This window comes from Pseudomonas vanderleydeniana (assembly GCF_014268755.2).
Lineage (GTDB): Bacteria > Pseudomonadota > Gammaproteobacteria > Pseudomonadales > Pseudomonadaceae > Aquipseudomonas > Aquipseudomonas vanderleydeniana.
Window position 1 is genome coordinate 5,227,641 of sequence record NZ_CP077093.1, and the last position, 22,949, is coordinate 5,250,589.

Sequence of the window (22,949 nt, forward strand, 5' to 3'; positions counted from 1 at the left end):
TATGAAGCCGCAACTCTCCCTGCTTACGGTCTGCCTGCTGCTCAATGCCTGCAGCGGCCCCGCTTCCAACCCGGACAGCGGCCTGGCGCCGCCAGCCGCCTGGCAGTTTGCCCAACGCCAGGCCATGCAACAGGACAACCGCCAGTGGTGGCGACAATTTGGCAGCCCCGAACTCGACCAACTGATCGAACAGGCACGCCGGGACAGCCACGACATCGCTGCCGCCGCCGCACGAGTGCGCCAGGCCCGGGCCAGCGCAGTGATCGCCGGCGCCCCGCTGCTGCCACAGCTCGACCTGAACCTGGACGCCAGCCGCAGCAAGCTGCTGCACGGCACCGCCGACAGCGACAACAACAGCAAGAGTTTCGGTGCCGGCCTTACCGCCACCTACGAGGTGGACTTCTGGGGCGGGCTGGCCGCCACTCGCGATAGCGCCCTGCAAAGCCTGCGTGCCAGCGAATTCGACCAGGCCACGGTGGAGCTGACCCTGCTCGGCAGCGTCGCCGACCAGTACGCCCGCACCCTGTCCGCCCGCGAACAGCAGCACATCGCCGAACTGAACCTGGTCAACGCCCAAAGTGTGCTCAAGCTGGTGCAGACCCGCTACGACTCGGGCTCGGCCACTGCCCTGGAACTGGCCCAGCAGAAAAGCCTGGTCGCCGCCCAGCAGCGGCAGTTGCCACTGATCCAGCAACAGGCCGGGGAGTCGCTGATCAGCCTGGCCGCCCTGCTCGGTCAACCGGTGCAGGCCTTGCAGATTGGCAGCCGGCCCTTCTCCAGCCTGAGCTGGCCACGGATCGATGCCGGCCTGCCCAGCGAGCTGCTGAGTCGCCGCCCGGACATCGCCCGCGCCGAAGCGCAACTGGCGGCGGCCCAGGCCGACGTCAAGGTGGCACGGGCGGCGATGCTGCCGAAGCTGACCTTGAGTGCCCAACTGGCCTCGGAGTCCAGCGAGGCTTCCAAGGCCCTGCGCACGCCGTTCTACAACCTGACCGCCGGGCTGGTCGCACCGATCTTCAACAACGGCCGCCTGCGGGCGGGACGGGACAAGGCCACGGCCCGCGAAGAGGAACTGCTGGAGACCTATCGCGGGGCGATCATCAATGGCTTTGCCGATGTCGAAAAGGCGCTCAACAGCATCGAGCGCCTGGATCAGCAACGCCAGTGGCAGGAGGAAGAACTGCGGCAGGCCAAGGCCGCCTTCGAACTGTCCCAGAGTCGCTACCGGGCTGGGGCCGAAGACCTGCTGACCGTACTGGAAACACAACGCACGCTGTATGCCGCCGAAGACCTGAACGTGCAACTGCGACTGAGCCGCCTGCAAGCCAGTATCGCCCTGTACAAGGCGTTGGGTGGGGGCTGGAGCGAGCGCTGAACCTGTTTCGGCGCGGGTGACGCTGAGCGTCACTGGCTGCATTCCCACGCGGGGCGTGGGAACGATCCAATGTGCAACTGCGACTGAGCCGCCTGCAGGCCAGCATCGCCTTGTACAAGGCGTTGGGTGGGGGCTGGAGCGAGCGCTGAACCTGTTTCGGCGCGGGTGACGCTGAGCGTCACTGGCTGCATTCCCACGCGGGGCGTGGGAACGATCCACGAATGGCTGCCCGGGGCGGCCCTCAGTGCCTGGGTGGTCTAACCTGTGGCGAGCGGGCTCGTCGGGACGCCGCACCGCCGCGCTCGGCTGCCAAACAGCCGCAAACCCGGCGCCGCCGAGCTCATCCTGATACACCGCAGTGGCCGGACCTGGGGCCGCAATGCGGCCCAGCGCGGGCAAGCCCGCTCGCCACACCAAGCCTCAGCAGCCCTGCATTGGCCTTGCAGCAGCCATCGATCGCTCCTACGCTCCGCGTAGATCGCTCCCACTCTTCGCATCGATCGCTCCCACGCTCCGCATCCGATCGTTCCCACGCTCCGCGTGGGAATGCCTCGCAGGGCGCTTCGCGCCCATCCACAGGGACTTTAGAAGAAACGATCTTTCAACGACAGGTGCCGGGCATACCAAGGGCGCCGCGGTACCCGTCGCAGCAGGTCGGGCAAGCCCTTCTCGTCGGCGAAGGTGATACGCAGCGCCAGCTTCATGGTCTCCGGATCCATCTCCACCGACTTGCCGATGCTCAGGCCCGGCGTGGTGCTGCATCCATGGGTGCTCGGGCCCAGCCACGGATCATCCACCTCGACCCAGCGCCCGGGCGCGAACCACGGCACGCCATTGACCTGCAGTCGCGTGACCTGGCCCGGATGGAAGCGTTCATGGGCACGAAACCAGTCTTCGATGCGATCATCGATCCAGCCATGGAACAACCAGAACACCGGGTGCACGTGGGAAGAGAACGGGTCACCGAGAAAGTCGTTCTCCGGCTGGAACCAACGCGGGGCGAAATCGGTGAACTCGCGGGCCATCGGCACCGGCGCGTCGTTGGACGGGTCGCGCGGTACCGCGGCCCAACGCATGTGCAACCAGTCGTGCAGGCCCAGTTCAAGCTCCGAGCCGAACTGGCCCAGGGTCAGCTTGGACAGATAGCGCGGATCGGTGTACTGCGACTCCCAGACCTGGAAGTTGCTGTGGTAGGTCTCGCCGCTCTTGATGTCGCTGACCCACTGACTGTAGTCGTCATCGTCCTCGGCCAGCCAGGTCGGCGGTACCGCCCAGCCGTCATGGTTGTCGAAGTAACGGATGAACCCCTGGCGGTCACGCTCCAGCTCCGGCTGCGGCTGCGGGAAACGGCGCCAGGACGGCAACGGCTGGATAGCCCGCGCCGCCTGCAGCATGTGCCGGTGCATGAAGAAGAAGTCGACCCCCGAACCATTGCGGTCCTTGCGCGGCCCTCGGGCATCACGCTCCTTGTCGCGCGGACCGGGCTGCCAACCGATGCCGCGCAGGCCATCGCGCTTGTCTTCGGGCAACTTGTGCCACTTGTCCCGGGTGGCATGCCAGAGCTGGTGGAATAGCCGATGCTCGGGCGACACCAGCCAGGCCAGCAGGGGTGCACTCAGGCCGATGCGTTCGCGGGCTTCGGGAAAGGTGTGCTTGGTGGCGACGAAACGGCTGTCCAGCTGGGTCAACGCCAGCGGCCGGTCGAGGCGCTCGATACGCCCGGTGAGGGTGCCACTGCCAGCATTGCCGTAAGTGCCCCAGACCTCGTCGAGGATCATGCTCAACTCATACTCGGGGAACACCTCCGAGCCGCGGAACAGGCGCCAGAACAACCGGGCACCGTCGGCCACCGCCAGGTCGCCGACGATACGCAACCGTGGCTCGGCGTCACCGCGCAGGCCCTCGGCCGTATCGATGAAACCGCGCACCCCGCGACCACGCGGCGCGATATCGAGCAACACCTGCACCCCTTCCAGCGGTAGTCCCGCCAGGCCGGCATCGCGACCCTCGAAACGGATGCTCCAGACCCCGCGCAAGTTGTTGGCCAGGCGCTGGCCCGCAGTGTCCGGCAGGTCGACCGTGGCCTCGCCCGGCGTGATGGGCTCGTCCTCGCGCGTCAGTTCACGCTGCGCGTAATAAGCCGCGGGGATGGCGGCGCCGGTAAGCGCCAGGCCTGCTATGAACCCTCGTCGAGAAATCGTCATCGCCCTACCTGTGTCAGCCCTGAAGCAGGCCTTATCCCAGCTAGGACGTTGAACCCTGGGGGAAATTTAGCCTGTCGCGTGACACGAAAGCGCTAAATTCCCTGCACCTCCACTCGTTCCTCCCAGATAGCAAAAGCCCTTGTGGCTGCCTGTGACCTGCGAACCAGAATGAGATGGCAATGACAAAACCGCGTTCGAAAAAGGCTCTCTATATCGGTCTGCCCCTGGCCCTGGCCATCGGCGCCGCCTCGGCCTGGCTGGGCTGGCAGTATTGGTCCAATCCCGGCTACCCGCTGGATATCGTCAAGCAGGCGGACGAGCTGCAGGAGCGGATAATCTCGTTCGACAGCCACATCACCGTGCCGCTGACTTTCGGCGCCGAAGGCCGCGAGGCGGACAAGGACGGTTCCGGCCAGTTCGATCTGGTCAAGGCCGACCGCGGGCGCCTGTCCGCCGCCGCCCTGACGGTATTCGGCTGGCCGGAGATCTGGAACGGCGCGAACGCTCCGCATCACCCGACGGCAGGCTTCGTCGACGAGGCGCGCAAGCAGCAGGAAGTGCGCTACAAGATCATCACCGGGATGGTCCGTGACTTCCCCAATCGCGTCGGCATCGCCTACACCCCCGATGACATGCGCAGGCTGCATGGCGAAGGCAAGTTCGCGATTTTCATCAGCATGCTCAATGCCTACCCACTGGGCCATGACCTCAGCCTGCTGGACACCTGGACCGCGCGCGGCATGCGCATGTTCGGTTTCAGCTACGTGGGCAACAACGACTGGGCCGACTCGTCCCGCCCGCTGCCGTTTCTCAACGATACCCCCGACGCCCTGGGCGGCCTGTCCGAAATCGGCAAGCAGGCGGTGCATCGTCTCAACGACCTGGGGGTGATCATCGATGTCTCGCAGATGTCGACCAAGGCCCTGGAACAGGTCAGCCAGCTGAGCCGCACGCCCATGGTCGCCTCGCACTCGGCACCGCGCGCGCTGGTGGACATTCCACGCAACCTCAGCGACCAGGAAATGCAACTGATCAAGAACAGCGGCGGCGTGGTCCAGATCGTCGCCTTCCCCGCCTACCTGCGCCCCCTGAGCCAGCCGACCCAGGACAAGCTCAACGCCCTGCGCAAGCGCTTCGACCTGCCGCCGTTGCCCAACCTCGCCATGGCGCTGATGCCCGGCGACCCGATCATCACCGTCTGGCCGGAACAACGCTTCGGCGAATACGCCAGCGAGCTGTACGCAATCCTCGACAAGGAACCCAAGGCCGACCTGAAGGACTTTGGCAACGCCATCGATTATGCGGTGAAGAAAATCGGCATCGACCACGTCGGCATCAGTTCGGACTTCAACGACGGCGGCGGCATCGATGGCTTCAAGGATGTCAGCGAAGCCCGCAACGTGACGGCCGAACTGCTCCAGCGTGGCTACTCCGAAGCGGACATCGCCAAGCTCTGGGGCGGCAATTTCCTGCGGGTCTGGGACCAGGTGCAGAAGGCGGCCAGGCACTGAGCATCCCCCGGTCCCCCTTCGTGCGGAAAACGGCCCGACGCGTTCCCGTTGGGCACCGATCCATTATCCAGACCGTCCAAGTGATCATTCATGACTGACCGCAGAACCTTTCTCAAGCAGGCCGGCCTGCTCGCCGCCAGCCTGCCGCTCGGTACCCGCCTGGACCTTGCCGCCGCTGCCTCGGCACCGGTCGCCAGCCCCGCGCAAGGTGGCGACAAATGGGCGCGGCTACGCCAGCTGTTCGACCAGGACCCGGACTACCTGCACTTCTCCAACTTCCTGGTCACCAGCCACCCCAAGCCGGTGCGCGACGCCATCGAACGCCATCGCGCAGCCATCGATCGCAACCCGGGCCTGGCGATGGACTGGGACCTGGCGCAAACCTGGCAGCGCGAAAGCCAGGTGCGTCACGCCGCCGGGCGCTACCTGAAGGCCCAGCCGGGCCAGATCGCCCTGACCGGCAGCACCACCGAAGGCCTGGCGATGATCTACGGCGGCATCCATGTTCGCCACGACCAGGAAATCCTCACCACCGAGCATGAGCATTACTCGACTCGCAACACCCTGCGCCTGCGCACCGAACGCCAAGGCACCCGGGTGCGCAAGATCAGCCTGTTCCAGGACGCCCACCGCGTCTCGGCCGACGAGGTACTCGGCAATATCGCTCGTGCGATCAAGCCCGAAACCCGTGTACTGGGCATGACCTGGGTACAGTCCGGCAGCGGGGTCAAGCTGCCGATCGGCGAGATCGGCAAGCTGGTGGCGGAAAGGAACCGCAACCGCGACGACAAGGACCGTATTCTCTACGTGATCGACGGCGTCCATGGCTTCGGTGTCGACAACCTCGACTTTCCGGACATGCACTGCGACTTCTTCATTGCCGGTACCCACAAGTGGATGTTCGGTCCGCGCGGCACTGGCATCGTCTGCGCCCGTTCGGAAGAACTCCGGGACGTTACGCCACTGGAGCCGACCTTTTCCGAAGACACCAACTTCGCCACTTCGATGAGCCCCGGTGGCTATCACGCCTTCGAACATCGCTGGGCCCTGGACCAGGCCTTCGAACTGCACCTGGAGCTGGGCAAGGCCGATGTCCAGGCACGGATCCACGCCCTCAACAGCGAGCTCAAGCAACGCCTGCAGGCCGATTCGCGCATCGAACTGGTCACGCCCATGAGCCCGGAGCTGTCGGCTGGTTTCAGCTTCTTCCGGGTCAAGGGCCAGGACAGCGACAAGGTCGCCGCCACACTGTTGAAAAACAAGGTGGTGGTCGATGCGGTGGACCGCGACGTCGGGCCGGTGGTGCGTACCGCCCCCGGGCTGCTCAACACCGAAGCCGAACTGGATCGTTTCATGAGCCTGCTGGGCCAGCAGCTGTGAGCCTGGCCTTGCGGTACCGCCCATTGTGTTCAGATTTCTGCCTGCGAGATATCCCATGACAGCAAAATCCCCCAGCATCCGATCCCGTGCCGGCCTTCGCTCGGCCATGACCCTTGCCGCCCTGTGCGCGGCGGGACTGTCCGGTACCGCCTTGGCCGCCAGCACGCCGTTGCCGGGCAAGGTGTTCAAGGACTGCAAGGACTGCCCGGAAATGGTGGTACTGCCCGCCGGCAGCTTCACCATGGGCAGTCCGGAAGACGAGATCGGTCGTGAACCGGATGAAGGGCCGATGCATGAGGTCACCTTCAAGAAGGCCTTCGCCATCAGCCGCTTTCAGGTCCTGGCCGGCGAATGGAAAGCCTACCTGCACAGCACCGGCTACACGATGCCGGACGGCGATACCCGCCCGGGTCGCGAATGCCTGGCCGGTGAGCCACGCTACCCCATGAGCGACCGGCAGCCGGCGGTCTGCATGGATTGGCGCGAGGCCGAGGCCTATGCGAAGTGGCTGTCGAAGAAAACCGGCAAGGCCTACCACCTGGTCAGCGAAGCCCAGCGTGAATACGCCGTGCGCGGTGGCACCCGAGGCCCGTTCCCCTTCCCCTTCGACGAGGGCAAGGAGTACAGCATCGCCAAGCACGCCAATACCTATGGCCCGGCGGACGGTTTCAGCTACACCTCGCCGGCCGGCAGCTTCCCGCCCAATGCCTTCGGCGTCTATGACGGCCACGGCAATGTCTGGGAGTGGACCGCCGACTGCTATGTCGACACCTACACGGGTGCACCGACCGACGGCAGCCCGCGCCTGGACAGCCAGGAATGCGAGGACCGCCGCTCGATCCGTGGCAATGACTGGACCGAAGCGCCGGTCTTCTCCCGCTCCGCCAACCGCAACGAACGCAGCGAATACACCCGTGGCGACTGGCTGGGTTTTCGCGTCGTCCGCGAACTCTAAATCCCACCGCAAAACACTCGTCTAAAGAGTTCAGGGCGCCGCGCGCGGCGCCTGTTTCCGAAGACCTTCACGAGTAGCCCCCATGCCTCTCCAAGCACAAAGCCTCGCCCAGGAAACCCTGAGGATCCTCAAGCCCTTCTGGCTGCTGGTGGTTCTTTCGGCCGCCCTGGGGGTTGTCAGCGGCCTCAGCGTCACCGCCCTGCTGGCGACCATCAACGACGCCATGAATGCGACCGGTGGCCCGGACACCCGTATCGCCCTGCTGTTTGGCGGCCTGTGCATACTGACCCTGGCCTGCTCGACGGTTTCCAACCTGCTGACCAACTACGTCGGCCAGCGCGTGGTCGCCCGGTTGCGGCAGGAACTGGCCGCCAAGGTGCTGGTGGCACCCATCGAGCAACTGGAACGTTATCGTGCCCATCGGCTGATCCCGGTGCTGCTCAACGATGTCAGCACCATCAGCACCTTCGCCCTGTCGGTGGCGCCGATGGTGATCGCCTTCACCGTCACGGTTGGCTGCCTGGCCTATCTGGCCGCACTGTCCTGGCAAATCCTCGCCCTGACCCTGGTGACCGTGATCATCGGCAGCGGCGCGCAGTGGCTCGCCCACCGTATCGGCATGCGCAGCATCCTGCGGGCACGGGACGGCGAAGACGAACTGCAGAAGCACTACCAGGCGATTTCCGCCGGTTCCAAGGAGCTGCGCATCCAGCGCCAGCGCCGGCAGTTCATGCACGACCAACAGATCCACGGCACCACCGAGCGCATCAGCCAGGCCAACATCCGTGCAGCGAACATCTTCGTCAGCGCCGAGACGTTCGGCTCGATGCTGTTCTTCGCGGTCATCGGTATCGCCATCACCTTCCAGGCGCTCTGGCCGAGTACCGACAAGACCGTGCTCGGCGGTTTCGTGCTGGTCATGCTGTACATGAAGGGCCCGCTGGAGCGACTGGTCACGACCATCCCGAGCATCAGTCGCGCCGAGATCGCTTTCCGCCGTATCGCCGAGCTGTCGTGGCGCTTCTCCTCGCCAGAGCCGCATCTGCTGGTCAACGACCGGGTAATCGATCCGACGCCGCTGCAGAGCATCGAGCTGCGCCAGTTGCGCTACGACTACCCACCGGTCGAAGGTGTGCCGCCGTTTCACCTGGGTCCGGTCGACCTGACCATCCGCCAGGGCGAGATCGTCTTCATCGTCGGCGAGAACGGCTGCGGCAAGACCACCCTGATCAAGCTGCTACTGGGCCTGTACACGCCACAACAGGGCGAAGTCCGCCTCAATGGCGCGCCGGTCACCGCCCAGGCCCTGGACGACTACCGCCAGTTGTTCACCACCATCTTCGCCGACTACTACCTCTTCGACGAAGTAGCCCAGGGCGGCACGCCACTGCCGCCGGAATCGATCAAGTACCTGGAGCGCCTGGACATCGCCCACAAGGTCAGCATCCGCGACGGCAGCTTCAGCACCACGGACCTGTCCACCGGCCAGCGCAAGCGCCTGGCGCTGCTCAATGCCTGGCTGGAACAACGCCCGGTGCTGGTGTTCGACGAATGGGCCGCCGACCAGGACCCGGCCTTCCGTCGGGTGTTCTACACCGAGCTGCTGCCCGAGCTGCGCGACCAGGGCAAGACCATCATCGTCATCTCACACGATGACCGCTACTTTCCGGTGGCCGACCAACTGGTGCGCATGCAGGCCGGGCAGATCCAGGTCGAACGGGTGCAACGCGAGGCCGTACCCGCCTGACCCCCGTCACCCCGCGCGCAAGGCGCGGGGTGAACCCACCTAAATTGTTCTCCCGCCCGTTCGTTCTTCCTATAGCCAGTGCCACGACAGTCCCGCCGCATTGCGTCCCGCACGCAACGGTCATGGAAGAAAGCCCCCTCACCAAATTTTTTCTGCTTTGTTTTCCGATTTTGTCGGGCTGGTGCGTCTTCTTCTCAAGTAATAACAATTCCTAGTTGCTTTTCCACACTTAGAAAGAGCTGAAAGAATGCCGACAACACACCGACTGACCCCCTTGAGCACAGCCTTGCTGATTCGCAAGATGCTGCGCTCGCCTGTCACGCTCGGCGCCATGGGGATGGCGCTGGCACTGCCGATGGCTGCGCAGGTACAGGCCCAGGAGTTCGAGTTCAACATCGCCGCCCAGCCACTGGCGGCGGCCCTGCAGGAGCTGGGGCGCCAGGGCAATATCCAGGTGCTGTACAACCCGGAGCGGGTGAAGGGCCTGCAGGGGGCAGCGGTCAAGGGCAAGCTCACGCCCGGCCAGGCGGCCGGTGAACTGCTGAAGAACACCGGTGTGAACTATAGCTTCCAGGGCGACACCCTGACCCTGAGCAGCACTGCAGCCACCAGCAGCTCGGGCCTGAACCTGTCGGCCACCACCATCAGCGGCCAGTCCCAGGTGCTGGGTACCAGCACCGACGGCACCGGCTCCTACACCACCGGCGCGGTGACCATCGGCAAGACCGCGCATTCGCTGCGGGAAACGCCGCAGTCGGTCACCGTCGTGACCCGCCAGCAGATGGATGACAAGAACCTCACCAAGCTTGATGAGGTGATGGCACAGACTACCGGTATCACCCGCTCCAACCGTAACTTCGGCGGTAACGTCTTCAACTCCCGGGGCTTTACCCTGGAAGACGACAGTTACATGATCGATGGCATTCCCGGACTGGCCTACAACATGACCGGCTGGATCCGGCCTGACATGGCGGTATTCGACCGCGTCGAGGTCCTGCGTGGAGCCTCCGGGCTGTTGGTCGGTGCCGGCAACCCAGGCGGCGCGGTCAACCTGGTGCGCAAACGCCCAACTGCCGACCCGCACTTCTCGATCAGCACCAGCGCTGGTTCCTGGGACAACTACCGCATGGACCTGGACGGCAGGGGCCGACTGAACGAGCAAGGCACCTTGCGCGGTCGTGCCGTGGTCGCCTATGAGGATCGCGGCTACTTCCAGGATGGGCTGAACTCTGAAACCCCGTTACTGTACGGCATCGTCGAAGCCGACCTGAACGACTCCACAACCCTGGCGGTCGGCCTGCGCCATCAACGCACGCTCTATCATGGCTACACAATTTTCGGCCTGCCTCGCTACAGCAACGGTCGCGAGATCGACGTTTCGCGCTCCACCTCGCTGGGCCAGGACTGGAACCGCCACGAAATCGAGGTCAACGAGGTCTTTGCCGACCTTGAACATCATCTCAACGACAACTGGACCAGCAAGGTGTCGGTGACCCAGTCGCAGAGCATGTTCAACCAGCGCGTGGCCTACTCGCAGGGTGTTCTGAACCCGGTCACCCAGAGCGGTACCGAACTCAGCAACACACAGTTCCGCCGTGAATACGTCACCAGCAAGGGTATCGACGGCCATATCTCGGGCAACTTCGACGCCTTTGGCCTGACCCATGAGTTGATGGTCGGTGCCAACTGGTCGCAGCAACACATTCTGAGCAAGCAGTCGCTGGTAGGAATCGACCTGCCGATTGACGTCTTCGATCCTAACCACCACCTTATCTCCAAGCCGGAACAGCCGGCCTGGCAGAGCCTGGACGATATCACCCAGCGTCAGTATGGCCTCTACAGCACCCTGCGCCTGCGCCTGGCCGAGCCCCTGAGTCTGGTGCTTGGTGGCCGTCTAAGCTGGTACAAGAACGACAATACGAGGTATGACTATGTTGCCACACCGACCAAAGCTACACCCAACAACTACCGTGAAGACAATAAATTCACACCGTTCGCCGGGCTTATCTACGACCTGAACGAAGAATGGTCGTGGTACGCCAGCTATGCCGATATCTTCCGCCCGCAGAGCAATTACCGGACCGAAACCGGCAAGAGCCTGAAACCGACCCTGGGTTCGAACTATGAAACCGGCATCAAGGGTGCGCTGTATGATGGCCGCCTGAACGTCTCCGCCGCCGTGTTCTACATCAAGCAGAAAGATCTGTCCCAGGAAGACACTACTGCTGATTCGAGCATCTGCGCGACATTAAACCCCAACACCGGCACCTGCTATGTAAACGGTCCCCCCAGCACCAGCAAGGGCGTAGAATTGGAAGCCAGCGGCGAAGTTGCCACCGGCTGGCAGATGAGCGCCGGCTACACCTACAACATCACCCGCAACGACGACGGATCTTCAATCGACTCGGAAACGCCTAAACACATGCTGCGCGTTTCCACCATGTACAACCTGCAAGGCGACCTGAATCGCCTGAGCGTGGGCGGCGGTGTATCGACCCAGAGTGGCTACGTATCGCACTTCAACGGCCAGGATATTCCCAACCCGGGCCGGGCCATCTGGGATGCACGCACGCAGTACAAGCTGGACGACAACTGGAAACTGTCGTTCGACCTGAAGAACGTCTTCGACAAGAAGTACTACGAGGCGACCGGCGAGCTGCGTCGCGGCAGCTACTACGGCGAACCTCGCAACTTCATGGTCACCCTGCGCGGCGACTTCTGACCGCACAAGGTTGGCGTTAAAAGAACCAAGGGGCGACCCTTGGTTTTTTTATGGGCGACTGATTCTGTGGCGAGCGGGCTTGCCCGCGCTCGGCTGCGAAGCGGCCGCAAGTCCTCCGCACCCGGTACTTCTGGTACATCGGGGATGCAGGTTTCAGGGCCGCTGCGCGCCCCAGCGCGGGCAAGCCCGCTCGCCACAACAAGTTGATTCGCCCCAGATCACCAGATCACCAGTCACAGGGTCACAGGGTCACAGGGTCACAGGGTCACAGGTCATAGGTCATAGGTCATAGGTCATAGGGTCACAAGTCATAGGGTCACAAGTCACAGGTCACAGGTCACAGGTCACAGGTCACAGGTCACAGGTCACAGGTCACAGGTCACAGGTCACCAGCAGGAAGACCGTAGCCACACTTCCATTCACAACATGAAAAAGCCAGGGCATGGGCCCTGGCTTTTTCATGTCCCGCCTGCTCGGTCAGACTGACTTCAGACGCTCCAGCACCGCCGTCAACAAGGCCTGGGAGAGAATGATGCTGTCATGGTTCTCCTCCAGCGCCGTCGAGGCGGCCAGTCCGTTGCACGCGCACTGCTGCGCCAGGACGGCCTGCGCCGCGCCGATTTCCTCGGCGGTCTTGCTCGCCCCCGCCCACCAGCAGTCCGGCTTGACCTGCAACGGCTTGAGCGTGAAAGCCTCGCTCAGGATCGCATTGGTGCGCAGCAGGCGGTAGCCGGTCTCGATTTCATCCTGCACGGCGATATCGCGGTAGACCTCGCGCAAGCCGTCGGCACTGACACCACCGGCCAACGCGACCTGGTCGATGACCCAGTCGGCAATCACTTGCTCGTCGGTCCACTGCGCCCGCGCCTGCTCGATCAGCCCGACAATGGCCTGTTCCTCGACACCGGGGACGAAGGCCAGGAGGCTGCCGACCAGGTTCGCGAACAGGCTCTGCTCCGGTGCTGCGGCATCCGGCGCCGGCTCCTGTTCGGGCGCAAAGACCTGCAGTGCCGCCGGCAGGCTGGTGTCCACCAGGCCGAGGAAGCTCACCTGGTCGCCACCCTGCTCCAGCACATGCGCCACTTCGATCGCCAGGGCGCCACCCAGGGACCAACCCAGCAGGTTGTAGGGTCCCTCAGGCTGGGTCTGGCGGATCTGCTGGACGTAGTAGCCGACCATTTCTTCCCATGAGCGGTCGAACCAACCCGGCACCACATAGCTCTTGTTGACCAGCCCGTAGACTCGCCGGTTGTCCTTCAGTTGCCCCGCCAACGGGTAGTAGGAGTAGGTACCACCACCGCCCGGCGGCAGGCAGAACAGCGGAGCGCTATCGGTACGGCAGCCGTTCATGCCGATGACCGGCGTCTTCACTTTCGCCTCGCCTTCGCGCATGAAGTCGGCCAGGTCGGCCAATGTCTCCATCAGCAGGAAGTCATGCAGCTTGATCGTCACATCGAAGGCCTCACGCAGCCGGCCGACCAGGGAGATCACCAGCAACGAATGCCCGCCCAGCTCGAAGAAGTTATCGTTCAAGCCGACCGTCTCGACCTTCAACAGCTCGGCCCAGATGTCGGCCAGGCGCTGTTCCAGTTCGGTCCGCGGAGCGACATGGGTACGTTGCAGCGCGCTGGCCTCCGGCAGCGGCAGCGCCTTGCGGTCAAGCTTGCCGTTCGGGGTCAGTGGCATCCGCTCCAGCAGCACCAGGTACGCGGGCACCATGTAGTCCGGCAAGCCGGCCTTCAAGTGCGCCTTGAGCTGTGCGTGCAACGACGCCCAGGGCTGCTCGGCGCCCACGTCACTGAGCACCAGGTAGGCTGCCAGCTGCTTGCCTGTCGGCCCATCGAGATCGATGACACTGCTTTCGCGGACCGCGGCATGTTCCTGCAAGCGGGCCTCGATTTCCCCCAGCTCGATACGGAAGCCACGGATCTTCACCTGGTGATCGAGACGGCTGACGTACTCGATCACCCCCTGCTCGCGATAACGGGTCAGGTCTCCCGTGCGGTACAGGCGCCCGCCGCCCTGCTCGTCGAACGGATCGGGCACGAAGCGTTCGGCGGTCAGTCCCGGGCGTTGATGGTAGCCACGCGCCAGGCCGTGACCACCGATCAGCAGTTCACCGCGCGCGCCCAGCGGCAAGGTCTCGAAGTCATCCCCGAGGATATGCAGGCGGGTGTTGGCGATCGGCCGGCCCAGCCAGATATCGTCGCTGGCGGTCAGGTAATGGGCGGCGGACCAGATCGTCGTCTCGGTCGGGCCGTAGACGTTCCAGACATGCCCGGCCTGCTCGATCAACCGCTGCGCCAGCTCGGCGCTCAACGCCTCGCCGCCGCAGAGGACCTTGCGTCCGGCGAGCAGGCCGGCCGGCGCCTGGTCGAGCAGCATGCGCCAGGTCGACGGGGTCGCCTGGACCAGGGTGACCGCGTTGTGCTCGATCAGCTCGACCAGCGCCTGCGGGTCCTTGTTACCACCGTTGTCCAGCAACACCACCGAGGCACCACACATCAACGGCAGGTACAGCTCCAGGCCGGCGATATCGAATGACAGCGAAGTCAGCGACAACACCCGGTCGCGGGCATCGATCCCTGGCTGCCTGGCCATGCTGAAGAGGAAGTTGGTCAGGCCCTGGTGGCGTACCTCGACGCCCTTGGGCTTGCCGGTGGAACCCGAGGTGTAGATCACATAGGCCAGGTTGTCCGGCAGGGCCAGATTCGCCAGCGGCGCATCGTCCACGCCATCGCGCCATTGTTCTTCACGGTCCAGGCAGAGGCTGCGCACGCCCTCGGGAAGCGGCAGGTGCTCCAGCAGCGGGCTCTGGGTCAGCAACAGTTGCAGGCCACTGTCCTGCATCATGTAGGCCAGCCGGTCCCCGGGGAAGTCCGGGTCCAGCGGCACATAGGCACCGCCGGCCTTGAGAATCGCCAGCAGGCCCAGCAGCATGTCCGGACCACGCTCGACCGCAATCCCCACCAGCACATCAGGTCCCACGCCCGCCTGGCGCAAGGTATGCGCCAACTGGTTGGAACGCAGGTCCAGCTGCCGGTAGCTCATGCGCCCGTCGCGCCAGATCAGCGCCGTGTCTTCGGGCGTGCGTGTAGCCTGGGCCTCGATCAGGCCATGCACGCAGGCCTGCTCCGGATACTCCGCCGCGGTACGGTTCCACTGCCGCTCGACCTGCTGCCGTTCGGTGTCGTCCAGCAACGGCAGGTCGGCGATCCGCCGGGTCGCATCGCTGCCGATCGCTACCAGCAATGCCCGCCAATGACGCGCCATGCGTTCGATGGTGCTGCGGTCAAACAGCGCGGTGGCATAGGTCAGGGTCGCCCCCAGGCCTTGCTCGTGCTCACTGGTGTCCAGGGTGAGGTCGAACTGCGCGGTATGGCTGTCCAGCACCAGTCCCTGCACCTGCAGCCCGGACAGCTGGTGCCCTTCGCCACTGACCTGGCTCTGGTGGTTGTACATCACCTGGAACAGCGGGCTATGGCTCAGGCTGCGTTCCGGTTGCAGCGCCTCGACCAGTTGTTCGAACGGCAGGTCCTGATGCCCCTGGGCCTGCAAGGCGGTTCTCTTGACCTGCTGCAGCAGTTCGGCAAAGGTCAGCGCCGCATTGAACCGGGCCTTGAGCACCTGGGTGTTGACGAAGAAACCGATCAGCCGTTCCGTCTCGACCCGGGTCCGGTTGGCGACCGGGACGCCCACACGAATATCGTCCTGCCCGGAGTAGCGCTGCAGCAAGGTCTGGAACGAAGCCAGGAGCAGCATGAACAGAGTGACGCCCTGCTCGCGCGCCGTGGTTTTCAGGGCCTGGACCAGTTGCGCGTCCAGCTCGACCGACAGCCGATCACCCGCATGGCTCTGCTGGGTCGGACGTGGCCGGTCCAGTGGCAGCTCGAGTACCGGCTGCTCGCCCCCCAGCTGGGCCTGCCAGTAATCCAGCTGCCGACGCTGCTCTCCCGCCTCCATCCACTGCCGCTGCCACACGGCATAGTCGGCATATTGAATGGGCAGCGCCGGCAATTCGATCTCGCGATCCTGGCTGCAGGCTTCATACAACTGTACCAGCTCGTCGACCATGACCGGCATCGACCAGCCATCGGCAACGATGTGGTGCACGGTCAGCACCAGCACATGAGTCTGCGGCGCCAGGCGCAGCAGTTTCACCCGCACCAGCGGGCCGTACTCCAGGTCGAATGGACGGCGGATTTCCTCATTGACGTAGCTGGCGATCTCCGCCTCGCCGGCCGGTTGCACGTCGGCATCGACCGCCAGCGAAAACGCGGCGGCGGGATGGATGACCTGCACCGCCTGCTCACCGTCCTGGTGGAACGTCGTACGCAGTACTTCATGCCGTTCGCACAGGGCCTCGAAACTGCGCCGCAGCGCCTCGACATCCAGCGCCCCCTCGAGCCGCAGGGCGGCCGGGATGTTGTAGGCGGCACTGTCCGGGTCGAGTTGCCAGAGGAACCACTGGCGCTGCTGGGCATAGGACAGCGCCAGCGGCCGGTCACGTCCGCTGCGCAACAGGGCAGGCGCCCGGTTGAGCGTACCCTGCGCAACCCGTTCGGCGAACCCGGCCAGGTTGTCGGCTTCGAACAGCGTGCGCAGCGGCAGCTCGACATCGAGCCCCTGGCGCACTCGGGAAATCACCTGGGTCGCGATCAGCGAGTGCCCGCCCAGATCGAAGAAGTTGTCGCCCAGGCCAACCCGTTCGACCTTCAGCACCTCCTGCCAGATCCCGGCCAGGGCTTGTTCCAGTGGGGTCTGCGGCGCCTGATAGGCGAGCTGCGACAGGTTGGCCTGTGGCGCCGGCAGCGCCTTGCGGTCGACCTTGCCGTTCGGGGTCAACGGCAGCCGCTCCAGCTGGATCAGGTAGGACGGCACCATGTAGTCCGGCAGGCCGGCCTTCAACCAATCCCTGAGCTCGCGCTGGAGCACGTCCTGCGCCGCCTCGTTCGCCTGGGCCGGGCTCGCCTCCTCGGGCACCAGGTAGGCGGCCAGTTGCTTGCCCGCCGGGCCGTCGATATCGATGACCACGGCCTCACGGACACCGGCATGTTCCTGCAGCCGCGCCTCGATTTCGCCCAGCTCGATCCGGAAACCGCGGATTTTCACCTGGTGGTCCAGACGCCCGGCGTACTCGATCACGCCGTCACCCTGGTAGAGGGTCAGGTCGCCGGTACGGTACAGGCGGCCGCCCCCCGTCGGGTCGAACGGGTCCGGGATGAACCGCTCGGCGGTCAGCCGCGGACGCTGGTGGTAACCCCGCGCCAGGCCGTCGCCACCGATCAGCAGCTCGCCGCGGGCCCCCGGCGGCAGCAGGTCGAGGTCATCACTGAGGATATGCAGGCGGGTGTTGGCGATCGGCCGGCCGAGCCAGATGTCATCGCTCGAGGTCAGGTAGTGCCGCGCCGACCAGATGGTGGTCTCGGTCGGGCCATAGACGTTCCAGACATGCCCGGCCTGCTCGATCAGCCGCTGTGCCAGTTCTGCGCTCAGCGCTTCGCCGCCACAGAGGATCCGGCAGCCGGCCAGCAAGCCTGGCGGTGCACTGTCGAGCAACATGCGCCAGGTCGACGGCGTCGCCTGGATCATCGTGACCTGCTGCTTGCCGATGATCTCCAGCAAGGCCTGCGGGTCCTTGTTCTGCTGTTGACGCAGCAGCACCACGGCGGCGCCGCGCATCAGGGTCAGGTACAGCTCCAGCCCGGCGATGTCGAAGGACAGCGAGGTCAACGACAACACCCGGTCCGAAGACTCGATACCCGGCTGTTCGGCCATGCTGAAGAGGAAGTTCACCAGCGCCCCGTGGGGCACCGCGACGCCCTTGGGCTTGCCGGTGGAACCCGAGGTGTAGATCACGTACGCCAGGTTGCCCGGCTGTGCCAGATTGGCCAGCGGTGCGTCGCTGAACCCTTGCAGCCAGTCCTGCGACGAGTCGAGGAACAGGCTGCGCACTTCGGCCCCCACGGCCTGGTGGAGGCCCAGGTGGCTCTGGGTCAGCAGCAACGCCAGCCCGCTGTCCTGCACCATGTACACCAGGCGATCCGCCGGGAAATCCGGGTCCAACGGCACATAGGCGCCGCCAGCCTTGAGGATCGCCAGCAGGCCTACCAGCATCTGCGGGCCGCGTTCCAGGGCCACGCCGACCAGCACGTCCGGGCCGACGCCCAGCTCCCGCAACTGGCGCGCCAGTCGGTTGGAATGCCGGTCCAGCTGCTGGTAGCTCATGTCCGCATCATCGAACAGCAGGGCCGTCGCCTGCGGTGTTACACGGCTCTGTTCGGCGATCAGCTCATGAATGCAGCGATCGGTCGGGTAACGGGCCTCACTCCGGTTCCAGTCGACGATGATGCGCTGGCGCTCGTCGTCGCCCAGCATCGGCAGTTCGACCACGCGCCGGTGGGCACCGCAGGCAATGGCCGCCAGCAGGTTGCGCCAGTGCCCGGCCATGCGCTCGATGGTCGAGCGGTCGAACAGTGCGCTGGAGTACGTCAGCGCGGCGCTCAGGCCCTCGGTATGCTCATGGGTGTCCAGGGCCAGGTCGAACTGGGCGACATGACTGTCCCAGGACAGTCCCTGGACCGTCAGGCCGGGTAGCGTATGCAACTCGCCCGCGCCTTCGGCCTGGTGGTTGAACATCACCTGGAACAACGGGCTGTGGCTCAGGCTGCGCTCGGGCTGCAACGCCTCGACCAGTTGCTCGAATGGCAGGTCCTGGTGCGCCTGGGCCTCCAGGGCCGTCTGCCGGACCTGCTGCAGCAGCTCGCTGAAGGTCATGCTCGAGGTGAACCCGGCACGCAGCACCTGGGTATTGACGAAGAAGCCGATCAGGCGTTCGGTTTCGACCCGGTTGCGGTTGGCGATCGGCACCCCGACACGGATGTCGGCCTGCCCGCTGTAGCGATGCAACAGGGTCTGGAACGAAGCCAGCAGCAACACGAAGAGGGTGACCCCCTGCTGCCGGGCCGCGACCCGCAGGCCATCGGCCAGGCCGGGCGGCAGATCGATGGCCAGGCGCTCGCCGACTTGGCTGCGCAGGGTCGGCCGCGGACGGTCGGTGGGCAGTTCGAGCACCGGCTGTTCGCCTCCCAGTTGCCCGGTCCAGTAGTCCAGTTGGCGGGCCTGTTCGCCCTCGGCCATCCAGCGCCGTTGCCACTGCGCGTAGTCGACGTACTGCACCGGCAAGGCCGGCAGGTCGACAGCCACACCCTGGTGGTAGGCGCTGTACAAGCGCACCAGCTCGTCGACCATGATGGGCATGGACCATCCGTCGGAGACGATGTGGTGGACCGTCAGCACCAGCACATGTTCGGTGTCCGCCACCTGCAGCAGGCGGACTCGCAGCAGCGGTCCCTGCACCAGGTCGAAGGCACACGCGGCTTCACGCTCGACGTAACCGCGAATGGCCGCTTCGCGCCCGGCCGCCGGGGTTTGCGCCAGGCGTTCCACCGGCAAATCGAAGGTTGTGGCCGGATGAATGACCTGCACGGTCTGCTCGCCCTCCTCCCGGAAGGTGCTGCGCAGGCTTTCATGGCGGGCGATCAGCGTCTCGAAGCTGCGCCGCAAGGCCTCGACATCCAGTGTGCCGCGCAGTTGCAGGGCCGCCGGAATGTTGTAGGCCGCACTATCCGGCTCCAATTGCCAGAGAAACCACTGGCGCTGCTGGGCATGGGAGAGCAGCAGCGGCTGGGTCCGGTCGGCCGGTTCGATGGCCGCGACCGCAATCGGGGCGCCGCCGCCACCCTCGACATTGCGCACGAACGCCGCCAGGTCCTGGGCCTCGAACAGATCGCGCAACGACAGCTCCAGTTCGAGGCCCTGGCGAATCCGCGAGATGACCTGGGTCGCCAGCAGCGAATGGCCGCCCAGTTCGAAGAAGTTGTCGTCCAGCCCGACCCGCTCGATCTTGAGCACTTCGGCCCAGATCTGCGCCACCTGCTGCTGCACGGTGGTCACGGGGGCCACATGGCTTTTCTGCGTCTGCGCAACGTCGGGTGCAGGCAAGGCCCGGCGATCCAGCTTGCCGTTGGCGGTCAGGGGCATCTGGCGCAGCAGGACCCAGTGGGCTGGCACCATGTAGTCGGGCAGCACGGACTTGAGGTGTTCGCGCAGGTCACGCCGCCATTGGCCCTGGACCTGCGGATCCGCCTCCAGCAGCGCCGGGTCGCTCGGCACCAGGTAGGCTACCAGTTGCTTGCCGCCCGGACCGTCGATATCGATGACGCTGACTTCCCGGACAGCGGCATGCTCGCGCAGCCGGGCGTCGATTTCGCCCAGCTCGATGCGGAAACCGCGAATCTTCACCTGATGGTCCAGGCGCCCGATGTATTCGATGCAATCTTCGCCCCGATAACGGGCCAGGTCGCCCGCACGGTACAGTCGGCCACCGCCCTGCTCGTCGAACGGATCAGGGACGAAACGCTCGGCGGTCAGTGCCGGACGCTGGTGGTAGCCGCGTGCCAGGCCGGCACGGCCGACATGCAGTTCACCACTGCAGCCCTGGGCCACAGGGTTGAAATCGGCATCCAGCACGTACCACGACAGGTCGGGGATGACCTCGCCGATCGGGCTGACGCCCGCCTGCAGCAGGTCTTCGCGGCTGATCGGTCGGTAGGTCACGTGCACCGTGGTTTCGGTAATGCCGTACATGTTGACCAGTTGCGGCTGATGATCGCCAAAACGCTCGAACCAGGGCTGCAGGCTGCCAACATCCAGGGCTTCGCCGCCAAATACCACGTAGCGCAAGGCCAGCGGCGAAGGCGACGGCGGTGCCTCGCAGGCCACCCGGATCAGTTGCTTGAACGCCGAAGGCGTCTGGTTCAGCACCGTGACCCCTTCACTGAGCAGCAGTGGGTAGAAATCCTGCGGCGAACGGCTGATATCACGCGGCACGATGACCAGGCGGCCACCGTGCATCAACGCCCCGAAGATCTCCCAGACCGAGAAGTCGAACGCATAGGAGTGGAACATCGTCCAGACATCCTGCGGCCCGAACCCGAACCATGCGTCGGTGGCCTGGAACAGCCTGAGAATATTGTGGTGCGGCAGCAGCGTGCCCTTGGGCTTGCCGGTGGAACCCGAGGTATAGATCACGTAGGCGAGGTTGTCGGGGTCGGTCAGCGTCGGCAGGTTCTGTTGTGGATAACCTTCCAGCCAGTCGCCTTCCTGGTCCAGGCACAGGCTGCGCACGCTGTCGGGGACCGGCAGGCGACCGGCCAGGTGGCTTTGCGTCAGCAGCAGGCGGATGTTGCTGTCCTGGATCATGTACGCCAGGCGATCCTCGGGGTAATCCGGGTCCAGAGGCACATAGGCCCCCCCGGCCTTGAGGATGGCCAGCAGGCCGACCAGCATCTCCAGGCCCCGCTCCACCGCCAGCCCCACCAGCACATCCGGCCCGACGCCACAGGCGCGCAGATGGTGCGCCAGCTGGTTGGCACGACGGTTCAACTCGCCATAGGTCAGGCTGCTGGCGCCATGGGTCACTGCCACTGCATCCGGCGCCTTCAGGGCCTGGGCCTCGATCAATTCATGCGCACAAGCACTGCCCGGGTAGGCCGCAGGGGCCGGATTCCAGGCCTTGACGGTCTGTTGCTGCTGCGCCGCGTCCAGCATCGGCAGCGCGGCGATACGCTGCTGCGGATCCCGGCCGATGGCTTGCAGCAGGTTGCGCCAGTGCCCGGCCAGGCGCTCGATGGTCGCGGGGTCGAACAGGTCACTCGCATAGGTGAAGGCCGCTCCCAGGCCTTCGTCGCTTTCGAAGGTGTCCAGGGTCAGGTCGAACTGCGCGGTACGTTTTTCCCAGGACAAGCCCTCGACACGCAAACCGGCCAGTTCGCGTGCCTCGCCACGCACCTGGGTCTGGTGGTTGTACATCACCTGGAACAGCGGCGTACGGTTCAGGCTGCGCTCCGGCTGCAAGGCCTCCACCAACTGCTCAAACGGCAGGTCCTGGTGGGCCTGGGCATCGAGTGCGGTTTTCTTGACCTGTTGCAGCAACTGGCTGAAAGGTGCCTGGGCATCGATCTCGGCCCGCAGGACCTGGGTGTTGACGAAGAAGCCGATCAGCCCTTCGGTTTCCACGCGGCTACGGTTGGCAATGGCGACGCCAACGCGGATGTCGGTCTGCCCACAATAACGGTGCAACAGGGTCTGGAACGATGCCAGCAGCAACATGAACAGGGTCACGCCCTGCTGCCTGGCAACGGCCTTGAGGGACTGGGCCAGTTGCGGCGCCAGATCGATGGCCAGGCTTTGTCCGGCCAGGCTCTGGTGGGAGGGGCGCGGTCGATCGACGGGCAGTTCCAGCACCGGTTGCTCGCCCCCCAACTGGCCCTTCCAGTAGCCGAGCTGGCGTTCCTGCTCGCCCGCCTCCATCCAGTCGCGCTGCCACTGGGCGTAGTCGGCGTACTGGATCGGCAAGGCGGCAAGTTCGACCTCGCGGCCCTGGCGGAAACCGTCGTACAGGCGGACCAGTTCGTCGACCATGATCGGCATCGACCAGCCATCGGAAACGATATGGTGCAGGGTCAGGATCAGTACATGGTCTTGTTCGGCGATCTGCAGCAGCCGAACCCGCAGCAGGGGACCTTGCTCCAGGTCGAAGGGCCGCTGCACTTCGTCCTCCACGCAAGCGCGGATCTGTTCGTCGAGGTCTTCGCTGATCGGGGTCGCCAGGCGCTCCGGCGCCAGCGTGAAAACATCGGTCGGATGGATCACCTGCAGCACCTGCCCGGCGTCCTCGCGCAAGGTCGTGCGCAAGGTTTCGTGGCGCCGGATCAGCGCCTCGAAACTGCGTCGCAGGGCTTCGGTGTCCAGGCTTCCCTTCAGGCGCAGGGCCGTGGGGATGTTGTAGGCGGCGCTGCCCGGCTCCAGCTGCCAGAGAATCCACTGGCGTTGCTGGGCGTAGGACAGCGCCGAAGACGACTCTGACTCCCGCCTGAAAATCGGGGTCACCCCGTACAGGTTCACCCCTTGTCGCTTGAGCAACGCCGAGAGCGCCTTGCGCTCGCGGATGGACAGCGATTTTACGGAGTCGAGCAGCTCTTGCACTTTGAT

At 65.0% G+C, this 22,949-nt stretch carries 8 protein-coding genes; 6 read left to right on the top strand and 2 right to left on the bottom strand.

Going from position 1 to position 22,949, the window contains the following annotated elements:
- Window position 1 precedes the first annotated feature (1 nt).
- On the top strand, window positions 2-1,375 hold the full coding sequence (locus HU752_RS23490) for an efflux transporter outer membrane subunit (RefSeq protein ID WP_186684120.1): 1,374 nt from the start codon (window positions 2-4) through the stop codon (window positions 1,373-1,375).
- A 584-nt stretch (window positions 1,376-1,959) separates the two neighbouring features.
- Here HU752_RS23490 and pvdP read toward each other — a convergent pair.
- Complete coding sequence (gene pvdP / locus HU752_RS23495; protein ID WP_186687533.1) at window positions 1,960-3,579, bottom strand: pyoverdine maturation tyrosinase PvdP; 1,620 nt, start codon at window positions 3,577-3,579, stop codon at window positions 1,960-1,962.
- Between the two features lie 179 nt (window positions 3,580-3,758).
- Between pvdP and pvdM the strand changes: the two genes are divergently transcribed.
- The 5 genes from pvdM (at window position 3,759) to HU752_RS23520 (ending at window position 11,894) form a co-directional block, all read left to right on the top strand.
- Window positions 3,759-5,090, top strand: a complete 1,332-nt coding sequence (pvdM, locus tag HU752_RS23500) for a pyoverdine-tailoring dipeptidase-like protein PvdM (RefSeq protein WP_017905478.1) — start codon at window positions 3,759-3,761, stop codon at window positions 5,088-5,090.
- A 90-nt stretch (window positions 5,091-5,180) separates the two neighbouring features.
- Entirely contained in the window at window positions 5,181-6,470 is a 1,290-nt protein-coding gene (gene pvdN / locus HU752_RS23505) for a pyoverdine-tailoring periplasmic protein PvdN (RefSeq protein ID WP_186687535.1), read from the top strand.
- A gap of 106 nt (window positions 6,471-6,576) precedes the next feature.
- Window positions 6,577-7,425 (top strand): dihydropyoverdine dehydrogenase, encoded by an 849-nt coding sequence (gene pvdO, locus HU752_RS23510; RefSeq protein WP_437182386.1) that lies wholly within the window; start codon window positions 6,577-6,579, stop codon window positions 7,423-7,425.
- Window positions 7,426-7,507: 82 nt separating this feature from the next.
- On the top strand, window positions 7,508-9,172 hold the full coding sequence (locus HU752_RS23515) for a cyclic peptide export ABC transporter (protein ID WP_186687540.1): 1,665 nt from the start codon (window positions 7,508-7,510) through the stop codon (window positions 9,170-9,172).
- 247 nt (window positions 9,173-9,419) lie between these two features.
- Window positions 9,420-11,894 carry a TonB-dependent siderophore receptor gene (locus HU752_RS23520; protein WP_437182281.1) on the top strand — a complete coding sequence of 825 codons (2,475 nt, stop codon included), beginning with the start codon at window positions 9,420-9,422 and terminating at the stop codon, window positions 11,892-11,894.
- Window positions 11,895-12,371: 477 nt separating this feature from the next.
- Here HU752_RS23520 and HU752_RS31850 read toward each other — a convergent pair whose 3' ends face one another.
- Window positions 12,372-22,943: a non-ribosomal peptide synthetase gene (locus HU752_RS31850; protein ID WP_186687543.1), complete on the bottom strand. Its 10,572-nt coding sequence runs from the start codon at window positions 22,941-22,943 to the stop codon at window positions 12,372-12,374.
- Between the last annotated feature and the right edge of the window lie 6 nt (window positions 22,944-22,949).

Excerpts from the sequence above, each read along its gene's own strand:
- HU752_RS23490 (WP_186684120.1), top strand. The coding sequence starts at position 2 with ATGAAGCCGCAACTCTCCCTGCTTACGGTCTGCCTGCTGCTCAATGCC.
- pvdP (WP_186687533.1), bottom strand. The coding sequence starts at position 3,579 with ATGACGATTTCTCGACGAGGGTTCATAGCAGGCCTGGCGCTTACCGGC.
- pvdM (WP_017905478.1), top strand. The coding sequence starts at position 3,759 with ATGACAAAACCGCGTTCGAAAAAGGCTCTCTATATCGGTCTGCCCCTG.
- pvdN (WP_186687535.1), top strand. The coding sequence starts at position 5,181 with ATGACTGACCGCAGAACCTTTCTCAAGCAGGCCGGCCTGCTCGCCGCC.
- pvdO (WP_437182386.1), top strand. The coding sequence starts at position 6,577 with ATGACCCTTGCCGCCCTGTGCGCGGCGGGACTGTCCGGTACCGCCTTG.
- HU752_RS23515 (WP_186687540.1), top strand. The coding sequence starts at position 7,508 with ATGCCTCTCCAAGCACAAAGCCTCGCCCAGGAAACCCTGAGGATCCTC.
- HU752_RS23520 (WP_437182281.1), top strand. The coding sequence starts at position 9,420 with ATGCCGACAACACACCGACTGACCCCCTTGAGCACAGCCTTGCTGATT.